Consider the following 15960-nt stretch of genomic DNA (forward strand, 5'->3'; position numbering starts at 1 on the left):
CACGGCCACCGGCCCGGCGGTTACGCCGGAGCGGCCGCGCGGTGCCGGCCCGCCGCGGCGGCGGCGAGCCGGCCGAGGGCCTCGTCCCGGCCGCAGGCGTGGGCGCCCAGCGCGGTGTGCCGGGCCACGATCCCCCGCTCGGCGCGCATCAGCCGCCAGCCCCGCCGCAGCAGGAACAGCACCGACTTGCGGCCCTCGCGCAGGTCACGGGCCAGCCGACGGCGGAAGGTGGTGCTCGGCCGGCCGCGCAGGCAGATGGCGTCCGCCAGCAGCCCCAGCTCCTGGCACCGCCGCGCGACGTCCGCCGCGAAGATGCCCTCGGCAATGAACAGCGGGGTCCGGGAGATGTCCAGTGCTTCCGTGCCGGTCCGCGAGGACGTGGCGATGTCGTAGACGGGAACCTCCGTACGGCCCGCCGCGCACAGTGCGGAGATCGCGGCCACGGCCGCCTCCGCGTCCCACGACAGCGGGGAGTCCCAGTCGATGTCGGCGCTGCCCCCGACCAGCGGGAGGGTGGGGTCGTCACCGTCCTTGTAGAAGTCGTCCAGGCGCAGCACGGGCAGCCCGGACCGGGCCGCCAGCGAGGACTTGCCGGACCCCGAGGGCCCGGTCAGCAGGACGACACGCGTAGGCGAAGGAGAGGAACAGCTCACGGAACAACAGTGTGAACTATTACCTCGGGCAGGGGACCTGCCCAAAGGCCCGTTGGTATCCAGGATCACACCTCCACTACGCTGCGTGCACACACGACCACCCCACCGTTCGAGCCCACAGGCGGGAATCCATGGCACGTCACGCGGCCCCCAAAGCCCCCCACCCCAAGGCGCTGCGCACCGCAGGCCTGACCCTCACGATGGCCGGCGCGGCCCTCGCGATGGCCGCCGGCGGCGCCCAGGCGGGCGAGCTCTCGGTGCCCGCGGCCCTGGCGGGAGTGGCCGATCCGATCTCGAACCTCAAGGTGAACCCGCTGGCCAACACCGGCGTGGATCCGCTGGACAACGGCGTGGCCACCAAGGTCGCGGACTTCCCCTCGGTCGGCACGAGCATGGTGACGGGCAGCCTGACCCGCGGCTCGTCGATCGGCGAACTGCCGACGGCCGCTGCGGCCTCGCTGATCAACCCGCTGCTGCCGGGCGCCGTGAAGTAGCCCCGCAGGACGCGAAGAGGCCCCGACAGTGCGGGGGACACTGCCGGGGCCGGTCTTCGGGAGGTGGGTCCGCTGGTACGAGGACCCGCTAGTACGAGGATCCGCCCGCGCCCAGCGACCCGGTCGGGTGCCAGACGGTCTTGGTCTCCAGGAACGCCGTCATGCGCGCCGTGCCCTGGTCCGCGCTCCAGTCGTCCACAGGCTGTGGACGCAGGACGCGCTTGAGGTTGTCCGCCGCCGCGATCTCCAGCTCCTTGGCCAGCGCCTCGCCGGCACCCGCCAGGTCGATCGCGTTGACGTCCTGGTGGGACGCCAGGTGCGGGCCCATCTCGGCGGCCTTGCCGGACAGGATGTTGACCACGCCGCCCGGCAGGTCGGAGGTGGCGAGCACCTCGCCGAGGGAGAGCGCGGGCAGCGGGGACTTCTCCGAGGCGATCACGACGGCGGTGTTGCCCGTGGCGATCACCGGGGCGATCACGGAGACCAGTCCGAGGAAGGACGAGTCCTGCGGGGCGACCACCGTGACGACACCGGTCGGCTCGGGGGTGGAGAGGTTGAAGAACGGGCCCGCGACCGGGTTGGCCCCGCCCACGATCTGGCCGATCTTGTCGGTCCAGCCCGCGTACCAGACCCAGCGGTCGATCGCCGCGTCGACGACGGCCGCGGCCTTCGACTTGGACAGGCCCTCCGCCTCGCCGACCTCGCGGACGAACTGCTCGCGGCGGCCCTCCAGCATCTCGGCCACGCGGTAGAGGATCTGCCCGCGGTTGTACGCGGTCGCACCCGACCAGCCGCCGAAGGCCTTGCGGGCGGCGACGACCGCGTCACGGGCGTCCTTGCGGGAGGACAGCGGGGCGTTGGCCAGCCACTTGCCCTTGGAGTCGGACACCTCGTACACCCGGCCGCTCTCGGAGCGGGGGAACTTGCCCCCGACGTACAGCTTGTAGGTCTTGAAGACGCTCAGACGCGTCGAAGAAGACTCAGACATCGAGGTAGCCCTCCAGGCCGTGACGGCCGCCTTCGCGCCCGAAGCCCGACTCCTTGTAGCCGCCGAAGGGCGAGGTCGGGTCGAACTTGTTGAACGTGTTGGCCCACACCACACCCGCGCGGAGCTTGTTGGCGACCGCGAGGATGCGGCTGCCCTTCTCCGTCCAGATGCCCGCGGAGAGGCCGTACTGGCTGTTGTTGGCCTTGGCGACGGCCTCGTCGGGCGTACGGAAGGTCAGTACGGACAGCACCGGGCCGAAGATCTCGTCGCGGGCCACCGTGTGCGACTGGGAGACGTTCGTGAAGAGCGTCGGGGCGAACCAGTAGCCGGAGTTCGGCAGCTCGCACGGCGCGGACCAGCGCTCCGCGCCCTCCGCCTCGCCGGTGTCCGCGAGCGCGGTGATCCGGGCCAGCTGCTCGGCGGAGTTGATCGCGCCGATGTCGGTGTTCTTGTCGAGCGGGTCGCCCAGGCGCAGCGTGGTCAGCCGGCGCTTGAGCGAGTCGATCAGCTCGTCGTGGATCGACTCCTGGACCAGGAGCCGCGAGCCCGCGCAGCAGACCTGGCCCTGGTTGAAGAAGATGCCGCTGACGATGCCCTCGACGGCCTGGTCGATGGGGGCGTCGTCGAAGACGATGTTGGCGCCCTTGCCGCCCAGCTCCAGGGTGAGCTTCTTGTCCGTGCCGGCGACCTGGCGCGCGATGGCCTTGCCGACGGCGGTGGAGCCGGTGAAGGCGACCTTGTTCACGTCCGGGTGCTCGACGAGGGCCGCGCCCGCGTCGCCGTACCCGGTGAGGATGTTGACGACGCCCTTGGGCAGGCCCGCCTGGCGGCAGATGTCCGCGAAGAAGAGCGCGGAGAGCGGGGTCGTCTGGGCCGGCTTGAGCACGACCGTGTTGCCGGTGGCGAGCGCGGGGGCGATCTTCCACGCGAGCATCATCAGCGGGAAGTTCCACGGGATGACCTGGCCGGCCACGCCGAGCGGGCGCGGGTTGGCGCCGTAGCCCGCGTGGTCGAGCTTGTCGGCCCAGCCCGCGTAGTAGAAGAAGTGCGCGGCGACGAGCGGCAGGTCCGCGTCGCGGGTCTCCCGGATCGGCTTGCCGTTGTCCAGGGTCTCCAGGACGGCCAGCTCGCGGCTGCGCTCCTGGATGATCCGGGCGATGCGGTACAGGTACTTGGCGCGCTCGGAGCCGGGCAGCGCGGACCACTTCTCGAAGGCCTTGCGGGCGGCCTTGACGGCCCGGTCCACGTCGGCGGCGCCGGCCTGCGCGATCTCGGCGAGGACCTCCTCGGAGGCCGGGGAGACGGTCTTGAAGACCTTGCCGTCGGCGGCCTCGGAGAACTCGCCGTCGATGAACAGCCCGTAGGAGGGGGCGATGTCGACGACCGAGCGGGACTCGGGAGCGGGAGCGTACTCGAATGCGGAAGCCATGGTGATCAGTCCACCGTCACGTAGTCGGGACCGGAGTAACGCCCGGTGCTCAGCTTCTGGCGCTGCATCAGCAGGTCGTTGAGCAGGCTGGAGGCGCCGAAGCGGAACCAGTGGTTGCTCAGCCAGTCCTCGCCCACGGTCTCGTTGACCAGGACCAGGAACTTGATCGCGTCCTTGGTGGTCCGGATGCCGCCGGCCGGCTTCACGCCGATCTGGATTCCAGTCTGCGCCTTGAAGTCGCGGACGGCTTCGAGCATGAGGAGCGTGTTCGCGGGGGTCGCGTTGACGCCGACCTTGCCGGTGGACGTCTTGATGAAGTCGGCCCCGGCCATCATGCCGATCCAGGAGGCGCGGCGGATGTTGTCGTACGTGGACAGCTCGCCGGTCTCGAAGATCACCTTGAGCCGGGCGGCGCTGCCGTCGGGGCGGACGCAGGCCTCCTTGACCGAGCGGATCAGCTCGTAGGTGTCGAGGTAGTGGCCGGCGAGGAAGGCGCCACGGTCGATGACCATGTCGATCTCGTCGGCGCCGGCGGCCACGGCGTCGGCCGTGTCCGCGAGCTTGACGGGCAGCGCCGCTCGGCCGGCCGGGAAGGCGGTGGCGACGGAGGCGACCTTGACGTCGGCGCCGTTCAGGGCGGCCTTGGCGGTGGCCACCATGTCGGGGTACACGCAGACGGCGGCCGTCATGGGCGTGGTGCGGTCGGTCGGATCGGGGTTGGCGGCCTTGGCGGAGAGCGCCCGGACCTTGCCCGGGGTATCCGCGCCTTCCAGCGTCGTCAGGTCGATCATCGAGATGGCGAGGTCGATGGCGTACGCCTTGGCCGTCGTCTTGATCGAGCGGGTGCCGAGGGAGGCCGCGCGGGCCTCCAGGCCGACAGCGTCGACGCCGGGCAGCCCGTGCAGGAAGCGGCGCAGCGCACTGTCGGACGTCGTCACGTCAGCGAATGCGGTGAGGGTGGTGGGCATGGTCACCACATGAGCATATCTACGCGCGTAGCGGCCTGTCACCCCCCTCTCCCGATCCGCTGCGGAATCGACACATCTGTCTCCTGTTACGCAGGCAGGACAGGAAGCACATCGTTCACACGCGTGAGGTCCGTAGATTTGTTCCCAGAAGCACGACAGGGGCCAACGCTTCAGGGAGTCGTCATGCGCACTGCCGCCCGCACCGCCTGCGCCATCGCCACCGCCGTGCTCACCGGGGCCCTCCTCGGTCCCGCCGGCGCGGCCCTCGCGGCCGCCCCGCCGCGGGCCGCCACGGCCGCGGCCGTCTCCCTCTCCGTCCCCGGACCCGTCTCTCCGTCCCCGTCTCCGTCCGCCTCCGTTCCCGTTCCCGTCCCCGTTCCCGAGCGCTACGCCGGGACGCCCGTCCTGATCGGCACGGGCATCGTCGCGGTGCTGCGGTACGGGGCGGAGGGCCCCGAGGCCTGGATCCGCGCGGTCCCCGCGGACTGGAAGCCCGGCGACACCTACATGACCCGGGTCCTGACCCGGCTGGACGACCGGCACCGCTCGGGCTCGGCCGGGGGTCTGCAGCTGGAGCTCGTCAAGGGCGGAGCCGTCCGCGCCCGGACCCTCGTCGTGACCGGGAACGGCCGGACCGCCTTCTACCCGCTGCCCCTCGGCCGGGCCGGCGACTGCCGTTCCGGGCCGGTCTCGATATCCATCGGCGGGGGCATGACGGCCCGCCTGACGACCTCCCCGCAGGGCCCGCGGGCCGAGCTGCTGGACGCCGCCGGCGGCGGGAGCCGGGAGATCCTGACCCGGACCGGGCCCAGCCTGCCCGCGAACGCGGGGATCGTCGCCCGCATCCTGAATCCGGACTCCGCCGGTCCGGTCCTCGAATGGAGGACCGAGGGCGGCGGCGCGCCGTACGGGCACGCGGTCTTCCCCGGGCTGCCCGCGGGCTGCGGCTACGACTGCGCCCCGCAGGCCCCGACCAGCCGGGCGCAGCCGGACCCCGACCCGTCCGCCGCGCCCTTCGCGGAGCCGTCGGGGGCCCCGGAGCGGCGGACCGCCGTTCAGGGCTCCGTCCGCACCACCGGGCCCACCGGCACCACCGGCACCACCGTCCACACCGCCTTCCTCCGTACCTCCGCGCTCCCCCGGGGCGTGGTCGCGGCGGACGCAGCCGGCGGTGCCCCGGAGGCCGGCGACCCGACCCCGGCACTGGCCGGGGCCGGGCTCGGAGCGGCCGTCGCCGGGCTCGGGGCGTTCGCGGTGTTCCGCGGTCGTCGCACCGCCCGTCGCTGAGGGTCACGACCCCCCGGCAGCCCGTCCGGTTCCTCCATGCCGATCTCGTGGGGCGGGACGGCGTGAGGCACAATCGGCCGCATGAGCAGCGACCAGCCCACTGACGAGCCGGCGTACCACGACCGGGTCTACCGCTCCCCCATGGCCACCGTCACCGGGGTGGTACTGCTCGCGCTACTGGCGTGGCTCTGCGGTGACGCCGTCGTACGGGGATCCGGGAACACTCCGTGGATGGCCCTGGCCGTCGCGCTGTGCGTCGCCCCGCTCATCGTGGCGTTCACGGTCCGCCCGGCCGTCTTCGCGAACGACGACCGGCTGCGCGTGCGGAACCCCTTCCGGATCATCGAACTGCCCTGGGCGGCCGTCGACACCGTGCGTGCCCGGTTCTCCGCCGAGGTGCTGGCCGGGGGGGCCAAGTACCAGCTGTGGTCCGTGCCCGTCTCCCTGCGGGAGCGCAAGCGGGCCAACCGCGGCAAGGCGCGCCGGCTCGGCACGGGCCTGGGCCAGGCCGGTCCGGGCAAGGCGCAGGAGGACGAGGTGCCCCGGGCTTCGGCGGACCAGGTCGTGGAGGACCTGCGCGAGCTGCACGAGCGCGGTGCCTCGCGGCCCGGTGCCCAGGGCAGCGTGAAGGTCACCTGGTCGTACGAGATCATCGCGCCCGCAGTGGTCGGCGCGCTGATCCTGATTGTGCTGCTCGCCACGGGCTGACCGGCGCTTCTCCCGGAACCACGGGGACCGGAAGGCGCGTCTCCCCAGGCGTGCACCGTCTCAAGGGCAGCGGCAGCGCCGCCATACACCTGCGGATCCGGCTCCTCGCCGGGATCCTGCTGGCCGCTCACCTCCTCCTCGTCGGCTGGCTGATGCTGCGCCCGCTGGACGTGCCCTGGTCGGCGGCGGCGAATCTGACCCCGCTGGAGGGGATCAGGGCGGACCTCGCCTACGGTCCCCTGGAAGCGGCCCGGCGGATCGGCTCGGGGCTGGCCCTGCTGGCCCCGCTCGGGGTGCTGCTGCCGCTGCTCAGCGGTCGCGTGGTGCTCTCGCCCCTGGCGACCTGGTCCTCCCTGGTCCGGACGGCCGCCGCGGGCGCGCTCGTCGCCGTCGGTGTCGAGATGCTCCAGACGGCGGTCCCCGGGCAGGTCGTGGACGTGGATTCGGTGCTGCTGAACACGCTGGGCGTGATGCTCGCGCACCTGGTCGTCGTCCCCGCCCTGAGGGCGAGGCTGCGGCGTTCTCAGGGGGCGACCCCGAGAATTACCAGGGTCGGGCTCGGCCCCTGGACCGACGTTCTTTCCTCTGTTCAGCGGGAGTATTGAGGCATCGCGGGAAAAGGTCCCGCGGAACCGCACAACGACCGAGGAGAGACCATGAGCGCCCTTGCCCGCCCCCGTGACGGACGATGGATCGGCGGAGTCTGTGCTGGCCTGGCGCGGCGATTCGGAATGTCCGCGAACACGATGCGCCTCATATTCGTCGTCTCGTGCCTGCTGCCCGGACCGCAGTTCCTGATCTACCTGGCACTGTGGGTGCTCCTGCCGAACGACAAGTCGGGCACCTCCGCCACCACCGGCTGGTAGTCGGGCATCCGGCTCGGGGTTCAGTGCGCGTCGCGGACCTTCTGGAGCTGCTTGTCCGTCACCTCGTGCGGGACCTGGGGTGCCTGGCGGCCGCCCGTCACGTTGAGGGCCATGAGGCGCACGACGGTGTCGCCCTGGCGTACGACGACCAGGTGCACCTGGGCGGTGACGCCCTCGGCGGACGCGGTCGTGGTCCAGCTGACGCTCTCGTCGCCGGCCGCCTTGTAGTCGGTCGCCTTCACCTCGCGGTAGGCGCCGCTCTGCTTCTCGACGGTGGCAGTGAAACCGGTGGAACAGGCCGCCACGGCGTCCTTGAGCCGGGCGACCAGCGCCTTGGCGTCGGGCTCGGCGTAGGAGCTGACGGAGGCGGAGACGGCGAGGCCCATCTGCTTCTGGGAGCCGACACCGCGGTTGACGGTCTCGTGCGCGGCCGGGTCGGGCTTGTCGCCCATGATGTCGGCGAGCGGCTGGCAGGCCTTGCGGTCGGCCTGGGGCTGGCCGTCGGGGGCGTTCGGGTTCTTGCCGTTCGCGGAGATCTGGTAGCCGGGCAGGTCGCCCTGTTCCAGGGCGGAGCGCTCCAGCCTGCTACCGGCCCGCTTGGGCGCGGGCGCGCCGCCGGAGCCCGTGGGGCCGGGCGTTCCCGTGGAGCCCGCCGGGGCGGACCGGCCGGGGGTGCCGGCGGAGCCCTTCGGATCCGGGGCCTTGCCGGACGCGGGGGTGCCCGTGGTGGCGCACCCCGCCGTCCCGAGCAGGAGGAGGGGGAGCAGTGCGGCCGTGGCCGTTCGTGCCTTCATACGCATGGATCGAGACCTCATACCCCGTGAGCGGGCGGGCAGTTGGCGGTGATCCTGGCACATGCCGCGACGCGGCACACACCTGCTCGAAGAGGCGTGCGCCGCGTGGGCATGTGTGCGATTCGCGCACGGATCCGAGATGGGACCCGAAGCGGAGTGGGTCAGCCGCCGAGGTTGCTCGTCGGCAGACCGCCGAGCAGTCCGGTCACGGTGCCGAGCGCGGCGGCCGGGTCGCTCGCCTGGGGGGCCTGCTGGCCCTCTTCGGCGCTCACGTGCTGCTGGCTGGTGGCACCCTGGACGGCGCCCGTGACGGTGCCCAGCGCGTCGCCGAGTCCGACGGCGGGGACGGCGGCCGAGGCGGTACCGGCGGCGACGACGGCGAAGGCGGCACCGAGAGCGGCGGCACCGAGGGTCTTGGCAGCTGACTGCTTCATGAAGGATCGTCCTTGCGACGGGGAATTGAGCGGCTCCGCAAACTAGTCACTTCAAACCCCCTCCCGCAAACATCATTAAATACGAGAAAGCGCCCGGGAATTGCCACTCCCGGACGCTTTCAGTCCGTCACGCCTTGACCTAGGCCGAGACAGAACCGCTGGTGGAAGCCGTCTGACGGAACAGCCATTCCGACTTCAGCTCCGCATAACCCGGCTTGATCACGTCGTTGATCATGGCCAGTCGTTCATCGAAAGGAATGAACGCGGACTTCATCGCATTGACCGTGAACCACTGCATGTCGTCGAGCGAGTAGCCGAAGGTGTCGACCAGGTGCTCGAACTCGCGGCTCATGCTGGTACCGCTCATCAGCCGGTTGTCGGTGTTGACGGTCAGCCTGAAGTGCAGTTTCCGCAGCAGCCCGATCGGGTGCTCGGCGTAGGAGAGCGCCGCGCCCGTCTGCAGGTTCGACGTCGGGCACATCTCCAGGGGGATGCGCTTGTCCCGGACGTACGAGGCCAGGCGGCCCAGCGTCACGGATCCGTCGGTGGCGACCTCGATGTCATCGATGATCTTCACGCCGTGTCCGAGCCGGTCGGCGCCGCACCACTGCAGGGCCTGCCAGATCGACGGCAGGCCGAAGGCCTCGCCCGCGTGGATGGTGAAGTGGTTGTTCTCGCGCTTGAGGTACTCGAAGGCGTCGAGGTGGCGGGTGGGAGGGAACCCGGCCTCGGCGCCGGCGATGTCGAAGCCGACCACGCCGTTGTCGCGGTAGCGGTTGGCCAGCTCCGCGATCTCCAGGGCGCGGGCCGCGTGCCGCATCGCGGTCAGCAGCGCACCGACGCGGATGCGGTTGCCGTTGGTCCGCGCACGGCGCTCGCCCTCGCGGAAGCCCTCGTTGACGGCCTCGACGACCTCTTCGAGGGTCAGGCCGGCTTCGAGGTGCTGCTCGGGCGCGTAGCGGATCTCGGCGTACACGACGCCGTCCTCGGCCAGGTCCTGGGCGCACTCGGAGGCCACCCGGAAGAGGGCCTCCTTCGTCTGCATGACGGCGCAGGTGTGCGCGAACGTCTCCAGGTAGCGCGGGAGGGAGCCGGAATCGGCGGCTTCCCGGAACCAGGTGCCGAGCTTGTCGGCCTCGGTCTCGGGAAGGTTCTCGTAGCCGACCTTGTGGGCCAGCTCGATGATGGTCCCGGGGCGCAGTCCACCGTCGAGGTGGTCGTGCAGGAGCACCTTCGGGGAGCGGCGGATCTGATCCGGGGTGGGCAGGTTGGGGGTCTCGCTCGTCATCTGGGCACTCTAGCTCCTACGCGCGTAGAGCGATGCCCCGGTGGCCGCAGGCGATATGTAACAGTGACCGCGCGGACGGGTGGCGTACACCTCGGGGTCTGAGAGTGTTCCGCCATGGCACAGCATGCGCCGCCGGCGCGCGGGGCCCGCCTGGGGCGGGCGGCCGGCGCGACCGGCCCGGTATCTACGGTCAGTGGTGTGGTGCTCCTGCTTCCCGGAGCGTCCAGATTGTCCCCCGGTCCGGTGCGCCGGCTGGCGCGGGCCCTGGCCCGCGCGGGCGCGGCGGACGGGCTGGTCACGCACCAGGTCATCCACGGCGGGGGCAACCGGGAAGACGACGCCACGTGGGCGGCGGACGAGGTGGTGCGGCGGTACGGGGACGTGCCGGTGTGCCTGGCCGGCTACGACGCCGGGGGCCGGGCGGCACTCGCCGCGGCGGGCCACGAAGCCGTCAACTCCGTGCTCGCGCTGGCCCCTTCGCTGCCCCGGCAGTCCGCCGAGGACTCCCCTGAACCGGTGAAGCAGCTGTCGGGCCGCCGGGTCCTGATCGTGCACGGCACCAATGACGCCCGCAGCGACCCCGAGCTCTCCTTCCGGCTGGCGACCCGGGCGAAGAAGGCCAACCGCACGACCTGCCGCTTCGAGGTGCACTCCGACGGGCACGGACTGCGCGAGCACCAGGCCGAAGTCGTGGCCCTGTCCGTGGACTTCGTCCTGGGCTCCGTGTTCTCGGGCCGCTACTCGCGGCCGGTCACCGACGCGCTGGCGGCGCCCCCGCCGCTGGGCCTGCGGATGCCGCTGGCCTCGGGCTACGGGCGGTCCCTGCGCGGCTGACCTCCCGCGGAGCGGCGGTTCGGCGTCCTGCCGGACCGTCGGCGGGGCCTCGCGAAGAACACCGGCCGACCGGAGGGCAGTTCGGCGGGGCCGGACCGGAGGGTGTCGCGCGGGGGCCGTCCGCGGCGGACGTACCGGTCGCGCCGCCCCGTCCCGGTCCGATGACACGGGCGGGCCCGGCGCGACCACCCAGGGCACGCACCCGCGCGAGGGCACCGTGCCGGGACGGCGAAGCGCGGACTCGGGATGCCCGCGCCCTCCCCCGAGAACGCCGTGGAACCACTGTGCCGGTTCGGCATATCCTCACGAAGATCGAAGGGCATCGTCTTGGTGCCTTGCGGGAACACGAGGGGTTTACGAATCGGCACAAGCCGGGACGAATATGCATATGCCACTGGATGAAGCGGACCAGTTGAGCCCCGTGGCCCGACGCCTCTACGGGTACGCGGCCGAACGGCACACCTTCTGCGAGGCGGAGGCCGCGGAGTTCATCGGTGAGCCCGTCGCGGCCGCCATCGCCGAACTCGCCGCGGCCCACCTGCTCCAGCCCCGCCCGGACGGCGCCACGGACGACTGCCCCGAGGGGGGCGCGCGCGAGTGCTGGAGCGCGGTGTCCCCGCGCGCCGCCGCGGCCCGGACGCTGGCCCCGCTGGCCCTGCGGGTGCGCGAGACCCACGACGAGATGGACCGGCTGCGCGCCCTGCTGGAGGGACTGCTCCCGGAGTACGAGGCGGGCACCGACCGGCGCGACCGGACCGGGGCGAACAGCCTGGAGCTGATCACCGAACCCGGCGCGCTGCAGAACCTGATCCGGGACCTGGTCGCGTCGGCCGAGTCCGAGGTGCTGACCTGCCACCCGGGCGGGGGCCGGCGCCAGGCCACCCTGGAGGAGGTGGTCGGCCGGGACGAGGCGATGCTGACCCGGGGCGTGCGGATGCGCACCCTCTACCAGCACACGGCACGCTACTCCCGCCCGACGGCCGCCTACGTGGAGCGGGTGGCCGCGCTCGGCTCGCAGGTCCGTACCGTCGGCGACGGCCTGATGCGGATGATCCTCGTCGACCGGCACACCGGTCTGATGGAGGTCCACGACGACGTGAGCGCGGCCCTGGTGGTGCGCGAGCCCAACGTCGTCCACTTCATGGTGCAGACCTTCGAGCGGACCTGGGCCGAGGCGGAGCCGTTCAGCACCACCATCGGGCCGGACCAGGCCCGTTCCATCTCCGACGAGCTGCGCCAGACCATCGTGCGGCTCCTGGCGGAGGGGCTGGAGGACAAGGTCATCGCCCGGCGGCTGGGCATGTCGGAGCGCACCTGCCAGCGGCACATCGCCGAGATCATGCGGGCGGTGGGGGCCAAGTCCCGCTTCCAGGCCGGGTACTTGCTGTCGGCGGCGGCCGCGGCATCCGCCTCGGTCTCCGCATCCGTCTCCGCCTCGGTCTCTGCACCCGTCTCCGCACCCGTCTCCGCACCCGCACCCACCGCTGCACCCGCCGCTGCACCCACCGCTGCACCCACCGCTACATCCGCCGCGCTCACGAACCCGGCTGGAGCTCCGGGATCAGACGCCCCCGACGGGACAGCAGGAACCGCTTGAACTCCGCCACCGGCGGCGTGTCCGGATGCCCGTCGAGCCAGGCCACCCCGATCTCGCGGACGGCCCGCGGCGCGGTGACCGTCAGCTCGACCACCCCCGGCCGGGCCACCGCGGGCGGCGGCAGCAGCGCGACGCCGAGACCGGCCGCGACGAGCCCGCGCAGGGTCTCGGCCTCCTCCCCCTCGAACGCCACCCGGGGCGTGAACCCGGCCTCCGCGCACAGGTCGTCGGTGATCCGGCGCAGACCGTAGCCCGGCTCCAGGGTGACGAAGGTTTCCTCGGCGGCCTCCGCGAGGCGGATCCGCTTGCGCCCCGCGAGCCGGTGGTCGTCGGGGACCACCAGCCGCAGCCGCTGCTCGTCGAGCCGGCGGGCCACCAGGTCCGGGGCGTCGGGCACCGGCGAGGTCAGGCAGAGGTCGAGCTCCCCGGCCCGCAGCTTCTCCAGCATGGCCTCGCCGTAGTTCTGGACCAGGGAGAACCGCACGCCCGGGTGGTCGGCCCGGAATGCCCGGATCAGGCCCGGCACGGTCTCGGAGCCCAGGGTGTGCAGGAACCCGAAGGCGACCTTGCCGAAGGACGGGTCCGCGTCCCGCTGTACGGAACCGGCGGCGCGGGCGATCTCCGCCAGCGAGCGCTCCGCCGAGGCGAGGAAGGTGCGGCCGGCGGTGGTGAGGGCGACCGTACGGCCCTTGCGGGCGAACAGCGTGACGCCCAGGTCCTGTTCGAGCCGGACCATGGCCCGCGACAGGGTGGACTGCGGCACGCCCAGCTCCTGCGCGGCACGGGTGACGTGCTCGTGCCGGGCGACCGCCGCGAAGTACGCGAGGCGCGGGGCCAGCGCGTGTGTCACAGCCATGTCTTCTTCGTTACGGCTCATCGATAGGCACCCATCTGACCTGCACTGATGCATGGATGCATCGATTATCGCGAATCCGTGCATTGGACGCATGAAAAGGACCGCCCTACCGTCGTACGCATGCCTCCCGCTCATACCGGGGCACCCGTCATCCCGGGTGCCTCCACCCCGTCGTTCCCCTCCTCCGCACCTGCCTCCGCGCCCGCGCCCGCACCCGAGGCGCACGAGCCCGGCCGTCCCGGCTACCGCCGCCTCAGCCTCGCGCTCTTCGCCGCCGGACTGGCCACCTTCGCCCTCCTCTACTCCACCCAGGCGCTGCTGCCCGCGATCTCCGCCGGCCTCGGCGTGACGGCGGGCCAGGCCAGCTGGACGGTCTCCGCGGCCACCGGCGCGCTCGCCCTCTTCGTCCTGCCGCTCAGCGCGCTCTCGGAGCGCTTCGGCCGGACCCGGATGATGACCTGCTCGATGGCGGTCGCGGTCGGCGTAGGCCTCCTCGTGCCCTTCGCCCCGAACCTGGAGTGGCTGATCGCGCTGCGCGCCGTACAGGGCGCGGCGATCGCCGGCATCCCGGCCTCCGCGATGGCCTACCTGGCCGAAGAGGTCAAGCCGAAGGCACTGGTCGCCGCGATCGGCCTGTTCGTGGCGGGCAACTCCATCGGCGGCATGAGCGGGCGCATCGTCACGGGCTGGGCGGCCCAGGCCTGGGGCTGGCGCGGCGGACTGCTGGCGGTCGGCCTGATGTCACTGGCCTGCGCGGTGGCGTTCCGCGTCCTGCTCCCCCGGGCCCGGTTCTTCCGGCCGGCCTCGCTGAACCCGCGCGCGGTGGGACGTACCGTCTCCGGGCACCTGCGCGACCCGCTGCTGCTGCGGCTGTACGGGATCGGCGCGCTGTTCATGACCGTCTTCGGGGCCGTGTACACGGTCATCGGCTACCGCCTGGTGGACGAGCCGTTCTCCCTCGGGCAGGGGGTCATCGGCTCGATCTTCCTGGTCTACCTGGTCGGTACGGTCTCCTCGGCGGCCGCCGGACAGCTGGTGGCCCGGACGGGCCGGCGCGGCGCGCTGTACCTGGCGGTGGCCACGACCGCCCTGGGTCTGTTCCTGTCCCTCGCGGACTCGCTCGCCCTGATCCTGGTGGGACTGGTCCTGATCACGGCGGGCTTCTTCGCGGGCCACGCGGTGGCCTCGGCGGCGGTGAGCCGCACGGCGAAGACGGGCCGCGCGCAGGCCTCGGCGCTCTACCAGTCGGCGTACTACCTCGGCTCCAGCGCGGGCGGCACGCTCGGCGCCCTCGCCTACCACTCGGCGGGCTGGGCGGCCACGGTCACCCTCGCACTGCTCGCGGTCGTCGGCGTCGTCTCGATCACCCTGTACGGGTCCCACGCGGCCCGAACCGCCCGGATCGCGGCGCTCGCGGCGCGGTGAGCGGCGGGGCGGTGGGCGGCAGGTCGGCCTCGGGCCACGGCTGCACGGTGACGGACCTCGGCGGGTAATCCACTGACCTGCCGCCGGACCCGGATGGCATGATCGCCGGTCATGGCCATAGTCAACGTTCACCTCATCCTCGGCGGCACGGTCAGCATGATCTGCCCCGCCCGCGTGGTGGAGGCCGGCGCGGACGGCCTGCTGCTGTGGATCGCCCCGGGCACACCGGTCTGGCGGGCCGAACTCCCGCCCGGCACCCACCTGCGGGACCTGCCGCCGGACGGCTCCTACCCACTGCGGGCGAGCCGGTGGCGGCGCGGGGGCGCGCTGATCCTCCAGCCGGCCGGAGCCGGGCACGCGGTGTGGTGGACCTTCACCGAGGAGCAGGAGTTCCGGGGCTGGTACGTCAACCTCGAATCCCGCAGGCGCGAGGGCGCGGACGTCCACGTGACGGACCAGGAACTGGACATCACGGTCACCCCCGACCGGATCTGGGAGTGGAAGGACGAGGAGTCCTTCGCCGCGAAGACGGGCCACCCGGTGTACTGGACGGCGGCCGAGGCCGCCGCGATCCGCGCGGAGGGCGTCCGCGTCACGGCCCTCGTCGAATCGTCCTCCTACCCCTTCGACGGCACCTGGTGCGATTTCCGCCCGGCGGCGTCGTGGACCCTCCCGGAACTCCCCGCTCTCCCCCTCGGTCCGGTCACCGCCCCCTCGGGGGTGCTCGTCCTGGGCAAGGCGGGCCGGATCGGCCACCGGCCGGCGGGGTCCCCACCCTGGTCGGAGCGCGCCGTCGCGGCGGCGGTGGCGGGCGGCGGCCACCTCCACGACGGCGATCCCGCCGAGCCCGCGACCTGGGGGTACGAGGCCGTCGCAGTCCGGGCCGCCGCCGACCGGCCGCTCGCGGTCCGTGCGTGGACCGCGCCCTCCCCCTTCGACGGCGAACCGGTGATCTCCTCCCTGGAGGTGTCCCTCGGCCTCCCCTGGGACCACGCGGCCCACGGCCCCGGCCCGTTCCCCCTCGGCGACCTCCCGGTCGACCGCGGCGGCATGGTCCTCGGCGACGCCCGGGCCCTGGACGGCGTCGAGGTTCCGGACGGCGGGGCCGTGGCCGGCCCGGCCGGGGTGGTCGAGGTCGGGGGATGCCGGGTGCTGGGGCTCCGCTGGGGTCCCGGGGACCACTCGATGCGGCACCGGGGCGAGCGGGCGTACGGGCGGGTCTACCCGGTCACGCTGGAGGAGCGGACGGGTGAGGCCGTCCTGCGGTGGGCCATCCCGCCGTACGGGACGCCCCACCCGGCCGAAGACGAGGACTGACGTGCCGTTCCTTCCGCACTCC

General features: G+C 72.6%; 17 protein-coding genes. 9 read left to right on the plus strand and 8 right to left on the minus strand.

Annotation, left to right across the window (positions count from 1 at the left end; translation table 11 throughout):
- Positions 1 to 20 precede the first annotated feature (20 nt).
- Positions 21 to 719 (minus strand): uridine kinase, encoded by a 699-nt coding sequence (locus OG904_RS10365; protein WP_405497920.1) that lies wholly within the window; start codon positions 717 to 719, stop codon positions 21 to 23.
- 65 nt (positions 720 to 784) lie between these two features.
- On the opposite strand from OG904_RS10365, the gene OG904_RS10370 reads away from it, so the two are divergent.
- Positions 785 to 1147 carry a hypothetical protein gene (locus OG904_RS10370; protein ID WP_405489604.1) on the plus strand — a complete coding sequence of 121 codons (363 nt, stop codon included), beginning with the start codon at positions 785 to 787 and terminating at the stop codon, positions 1145 to 1147.
- A gap of 88 nt (positions 1148 to 1235) precedes the next feature.
- Here the strand turns inward: OG904_RS10370 and OG904_RS10375 are convergent, their stop codons facing one another.
- The 3 genes from OG904_RS10375 to deoC are packed head-to-tail and all read right to left on the minus strand — an operon-like array spanning position 1236 to position 4532.
- Positions 1236 to 2135: an aldehyde dehydrogenase family protein gene (locus OG904_RS10375; RefSeq protein ID WP_405489606.1), complete on the minus strand. Its 900-nt coding sequence runs from the start codon at positions 2133 to 2135 to the stop codon at positions 1236 to 1238.
- Complete coding sequence (locus tag OG904_RS10380; protein WP_405489608.1) at positions 2128 to 3564, minus strand: aldehyde dehydrogenase family protein; 1437 nt, start codon at positions 3562 to 3564, stop codon at positions 2128 to 2130. The genes OG904_RS10375 and OG904_RS10380 overlap by 8 nt, the downstream gene beginning before the upstream one ends.
- A gap of 5 nt (positions 3565 to 3569) precedes the next feature.
- Positions 3570 to 4532 carry a deoxyribose-phosphate aldolase gene (gene deoC / locus OG904_RS10385; RefSeq protein WP_405497922.1) on the minus strand — a complete coding sequence of 321 codons (963 nt, stop codon included), beginning with the start codon at positions 4530 to 4532 and terminating at the stop codon, positions 3570 to 3572.
- Between the two features lie 183 nt (positions 4533 to 4715).
- Here deoC and OG904_RS10390 point away from each other — a divergent pair, with 183 nt between their 5' ends.
- The 4 genes from OG904_RS10390 to OG904_RS10405 all read left to right on the plus strand — a co-directional run bounded on the left by OG904_RS10390 (position 4716) and on the right by OG904_RS10405 (position 7393).
- Positions 4716 to 5819: a hypothetical protein gene (locus OG904_RS10390; RefSeq protein WP_405489610.1), complete on the plus strand. Its 1104-nt coding sequence runs from the start codon at positions 4716 to 4718 to the stop codon at positions 5817 to 5819.
- An 81-nt stretch (positions 5820 to 5900) separates the two neighbouring features.
- Entirely contained in the window at positions 5901 to 6527 is a 627-nt protein-coding gene (locus OG904_RS10395) for a PH domain-containing protein (protein WP_405489612.1), read from the plus strand.
- Positions 6528 to 6577: 50 nt separating this feature from the next.
- Entirely contained in the window at positions 6578 to 7132 is a 555-nt protein-coding gene (locus OG904_RS10400; RefSeq protein ID WP_405489614.1) for a VanZ family protein, read from the plus strand.
- 51 nt (positions 7133 to 7183) lie between these two features.
- The gene (locus tag OG904_RS10405) at positions 7184 to 7393 is read left to right on the plus strand and encodes a PspC domain-containing protein (protein ID WP_405489616.1); all 210 of its coding nucleotides are present in this window, start codon (positions 7184 to 7186) and stop codon (positions 7391 to 7393) included.
- A gap of 20 nt (positions 7394 to 7413) precedes the next feature.
- Here OG904_RS10405 and OG904_RS10410 read toward each other — a convergent pair whose 3' ends face one another.
- From OG904_RS10410 to OG904_RS10420, 3 genes are all read right to left on the minus strand, one after another.
- On the minus strand, positions 7414 to 8187 hold the full coding sequence (locus OG904_RS10410; RefSeq protein ID WP_405489618.1) for a hypothetical protein: 774 nt from the start codon (positions 8185 to 8187) through the stop codon (positions 7414 to 7416).
- Positions 8188 to 8348: 161 nt separating this feature from the next.
- Positions 8349 to 8621, minus strand: a complete 273-nt coding sequence (locus OG904_RS10415; RefSeq protein WP_405489620.1) for a hypothetical protein — start codon at positions 8619 to 8621, stop codon at positions 8349 to 8351.
- Positions 8622 to 8760: 139 nt separating this feature from the next.
- Complete coding sequence (locus OG904_RS10420) at positions 8761 to 9909, minus strand: adenosine deaminase (protein ID WP_405489622.1); 1149 nt, start codon at positions 9907 to 9909, stop codon at positions 8761 to 8763.
- A 114-nt stretch (positions 9910 to 10023) separates the two neighbouring features.
- On the opposite strand from OG904_RS10420, the gene OG904_RS10425 reads away from it, so the two are divergent.
- Positions 10024 to 10743 (plus strand): alpha/beta hydrolase, encoded by a 720-nt coding sequence (locus OG904_RS10425; RefSeq protein ID WP_405489624.1) that lies wholly within the window; start codon positions 10024 to 10026, stop codon positions 10741 to 10743.
- Between the two features lie 388 nt (positions 10744 to 11131).
- Positions 11132 to 12340: a LuxR C-terminal-related transcriptional regulator gene (locus tag OG904_RS10430; RefSeq protein WP_405489625.1), complete on the plus strand. Its 1209-nt coding sequence runs from the start codon at positions 11132 to 11134 to the stop codon at positions 12338 to 12340.
- Here the strand turns inward: OG904_RS10430 and OG904_RS10435 are convergent.
- Positions 12279 to 13217 (minus strand): LysR family transcriptional regulator, encoded by a 939-nt coding sequence (locus OG904_RS10435; RefSeq protein ID WP_328300441.1) that lies wholly within the window; start codon positions 13215 to 13217, stop codon positions 12279 to 12281. The two genes, OG904_RS10430 and OG904_RS10435, sit on opposite strands and share 62 nt — an antisense overlap.
- A 99-nt stretch (positions 13218 to 13316) precedes the next feature.
- Here OG904_RS10435 and OG904_RS10440 point away from each other — a divergent pair, with 99 nt between their 5' ends.
- Both OG904_RS10440 and OG904_RS10445 read left to right on the plus strand, forming a co-directional pair.
- Entirely contained in the window at positions 13317 to 14621 is a 1305-nt protein-coding gene (locus tag OG904_RS10440) for an MFS transporter (RefSeq protein ID WP_405489628.1), read from the plus strand.
- A gap of 111 nt (positions 14622 to 14732) precedes the next feature.
- Positions 14733 to 15938, plus strand: a complete 1206-nt coding sequence (locus OG904_RS10445; RefSeq protein WP_405489630.1) for a DUF402 domain-containing protein — start codon at positions 14733 to 14735, stop codon at positions 15936 to 15938.
- Positions 15939 to 15960: the final 22 nt, after the last annotated feature.

Origin of the sequence: Streptomyces sp. NBC_00096, from assembly GCF_045041305.1 — a bacterium.
Lineage (GTDB): Bacteria > Actinomycetota > Actinomycetes > Streptomycetales > Streptomycetaceae > Streptomyces.

Bases quoted from the DNA above. Each gene is read 5' to 3' on its own strand.
- OG904_RS10415 (WP_405489620.1), bottom strand. From the start codon at position 8,621: ATGAAGCAGTCAGCTGCCAAGACCCTCGGTGCCGCCGCTCTCGGTGCC.
- OG904_RS10380 (WP_405489608.1), bottom strand. From the start codon at position 3,564: ATGGCTTCCGCATTCGAGTACGCTCCCGCTCCCGAGTCCCGCTCGGTC.
- OG904_RS10375 (WP_405489606.1), bottom strand. From the start codon at position 2,135: ATGTCTGAGTCTTCTTCGACGCGTCTGAGCGTCTTCAAGACCTACAAG.
- OG904_RS10420 (WP_405489622.1), bottom strand. From the start codon at position 9,909: ATGACGAGCGAGACCCCCAACCTGCCCACCCCGGATCAGATCCGCCGC.
- OG904_RS10440 (WP_405489628.1), top strand. From the start codon at position 13,317: ATGCCTCCCGCTCATACCGGGGCACCCGTCATCCCGGGTGCCTCCACC.
- OG904_RS10405 (WP_405489616.1), top strand. From the start codon at position 7,184: ATGAGCGCCCTTGCCCGCCCCCGTGACGGACGATGGATCGGCGGAGTC.
- OG904_RS10370 (WP_405489604.1), top strand. From the start codon at position 785: ATGGCACGTCACGCGGCCCCCAAAGCCCCCCACCCCAAGGCGCTGCGC.
- OG904_RS10390 (WP_405489610.1), top strand. From the start codon at position 4,716: ATGCGCACTGCCGCCCGCACCGCCTGCGCCATCGCCACCGCCGTGCTC.
- OG904_RS10430 (WP_405489625.1), top strand. From the start codon at position 11,132: ATGCCACTGGATGAAGCGGACCAGTTGAGCCCCGTGGCCCGACGCCTC.
- OG904_RS10435 (WP_328300441.1), bottom strand. From the start codon at position 13,217: ATGAGCCGTAACGAAGAAGACATGGCTGTGACACACGCGCTGGCCCCG.
- OG904_RS10445 (WP_405489630.1), top strand. From the start codon at position 14,733: ATGGCCATAGTCAACGTTCACCTCATCCTCGGCGGCACGGTCAGCATG.
- OG904_RS10395 (WP_405489612.1), top strand. From the start codon at position 5,901: ATGAGCAGCGACCAGCCCACTGACGAGCCGGCGTACCACGACCGGGTC.
- deoC (WP_405497922.1), bottom strand. From the start codon at position 4,532: ATGCCCACCACCCTCACCGCATTCGCTGACGTGACGACGTCCGACAGT.
- OG904_RS10410 (WP_405489618.1), bottom strand. From the start codon at position 8,187: ATGAAGGCACGAACGGCCACGGCCGCACTGCTCCCCCTCCTCCTGCTC.
- OG904_RS10425 (WP_405489624.1), top strand. From the start codon at position 10,024: ATGGCACAGCATGCGCCGCCGGCGCGCGGGGCCCGCCTGGGGCGGGCG.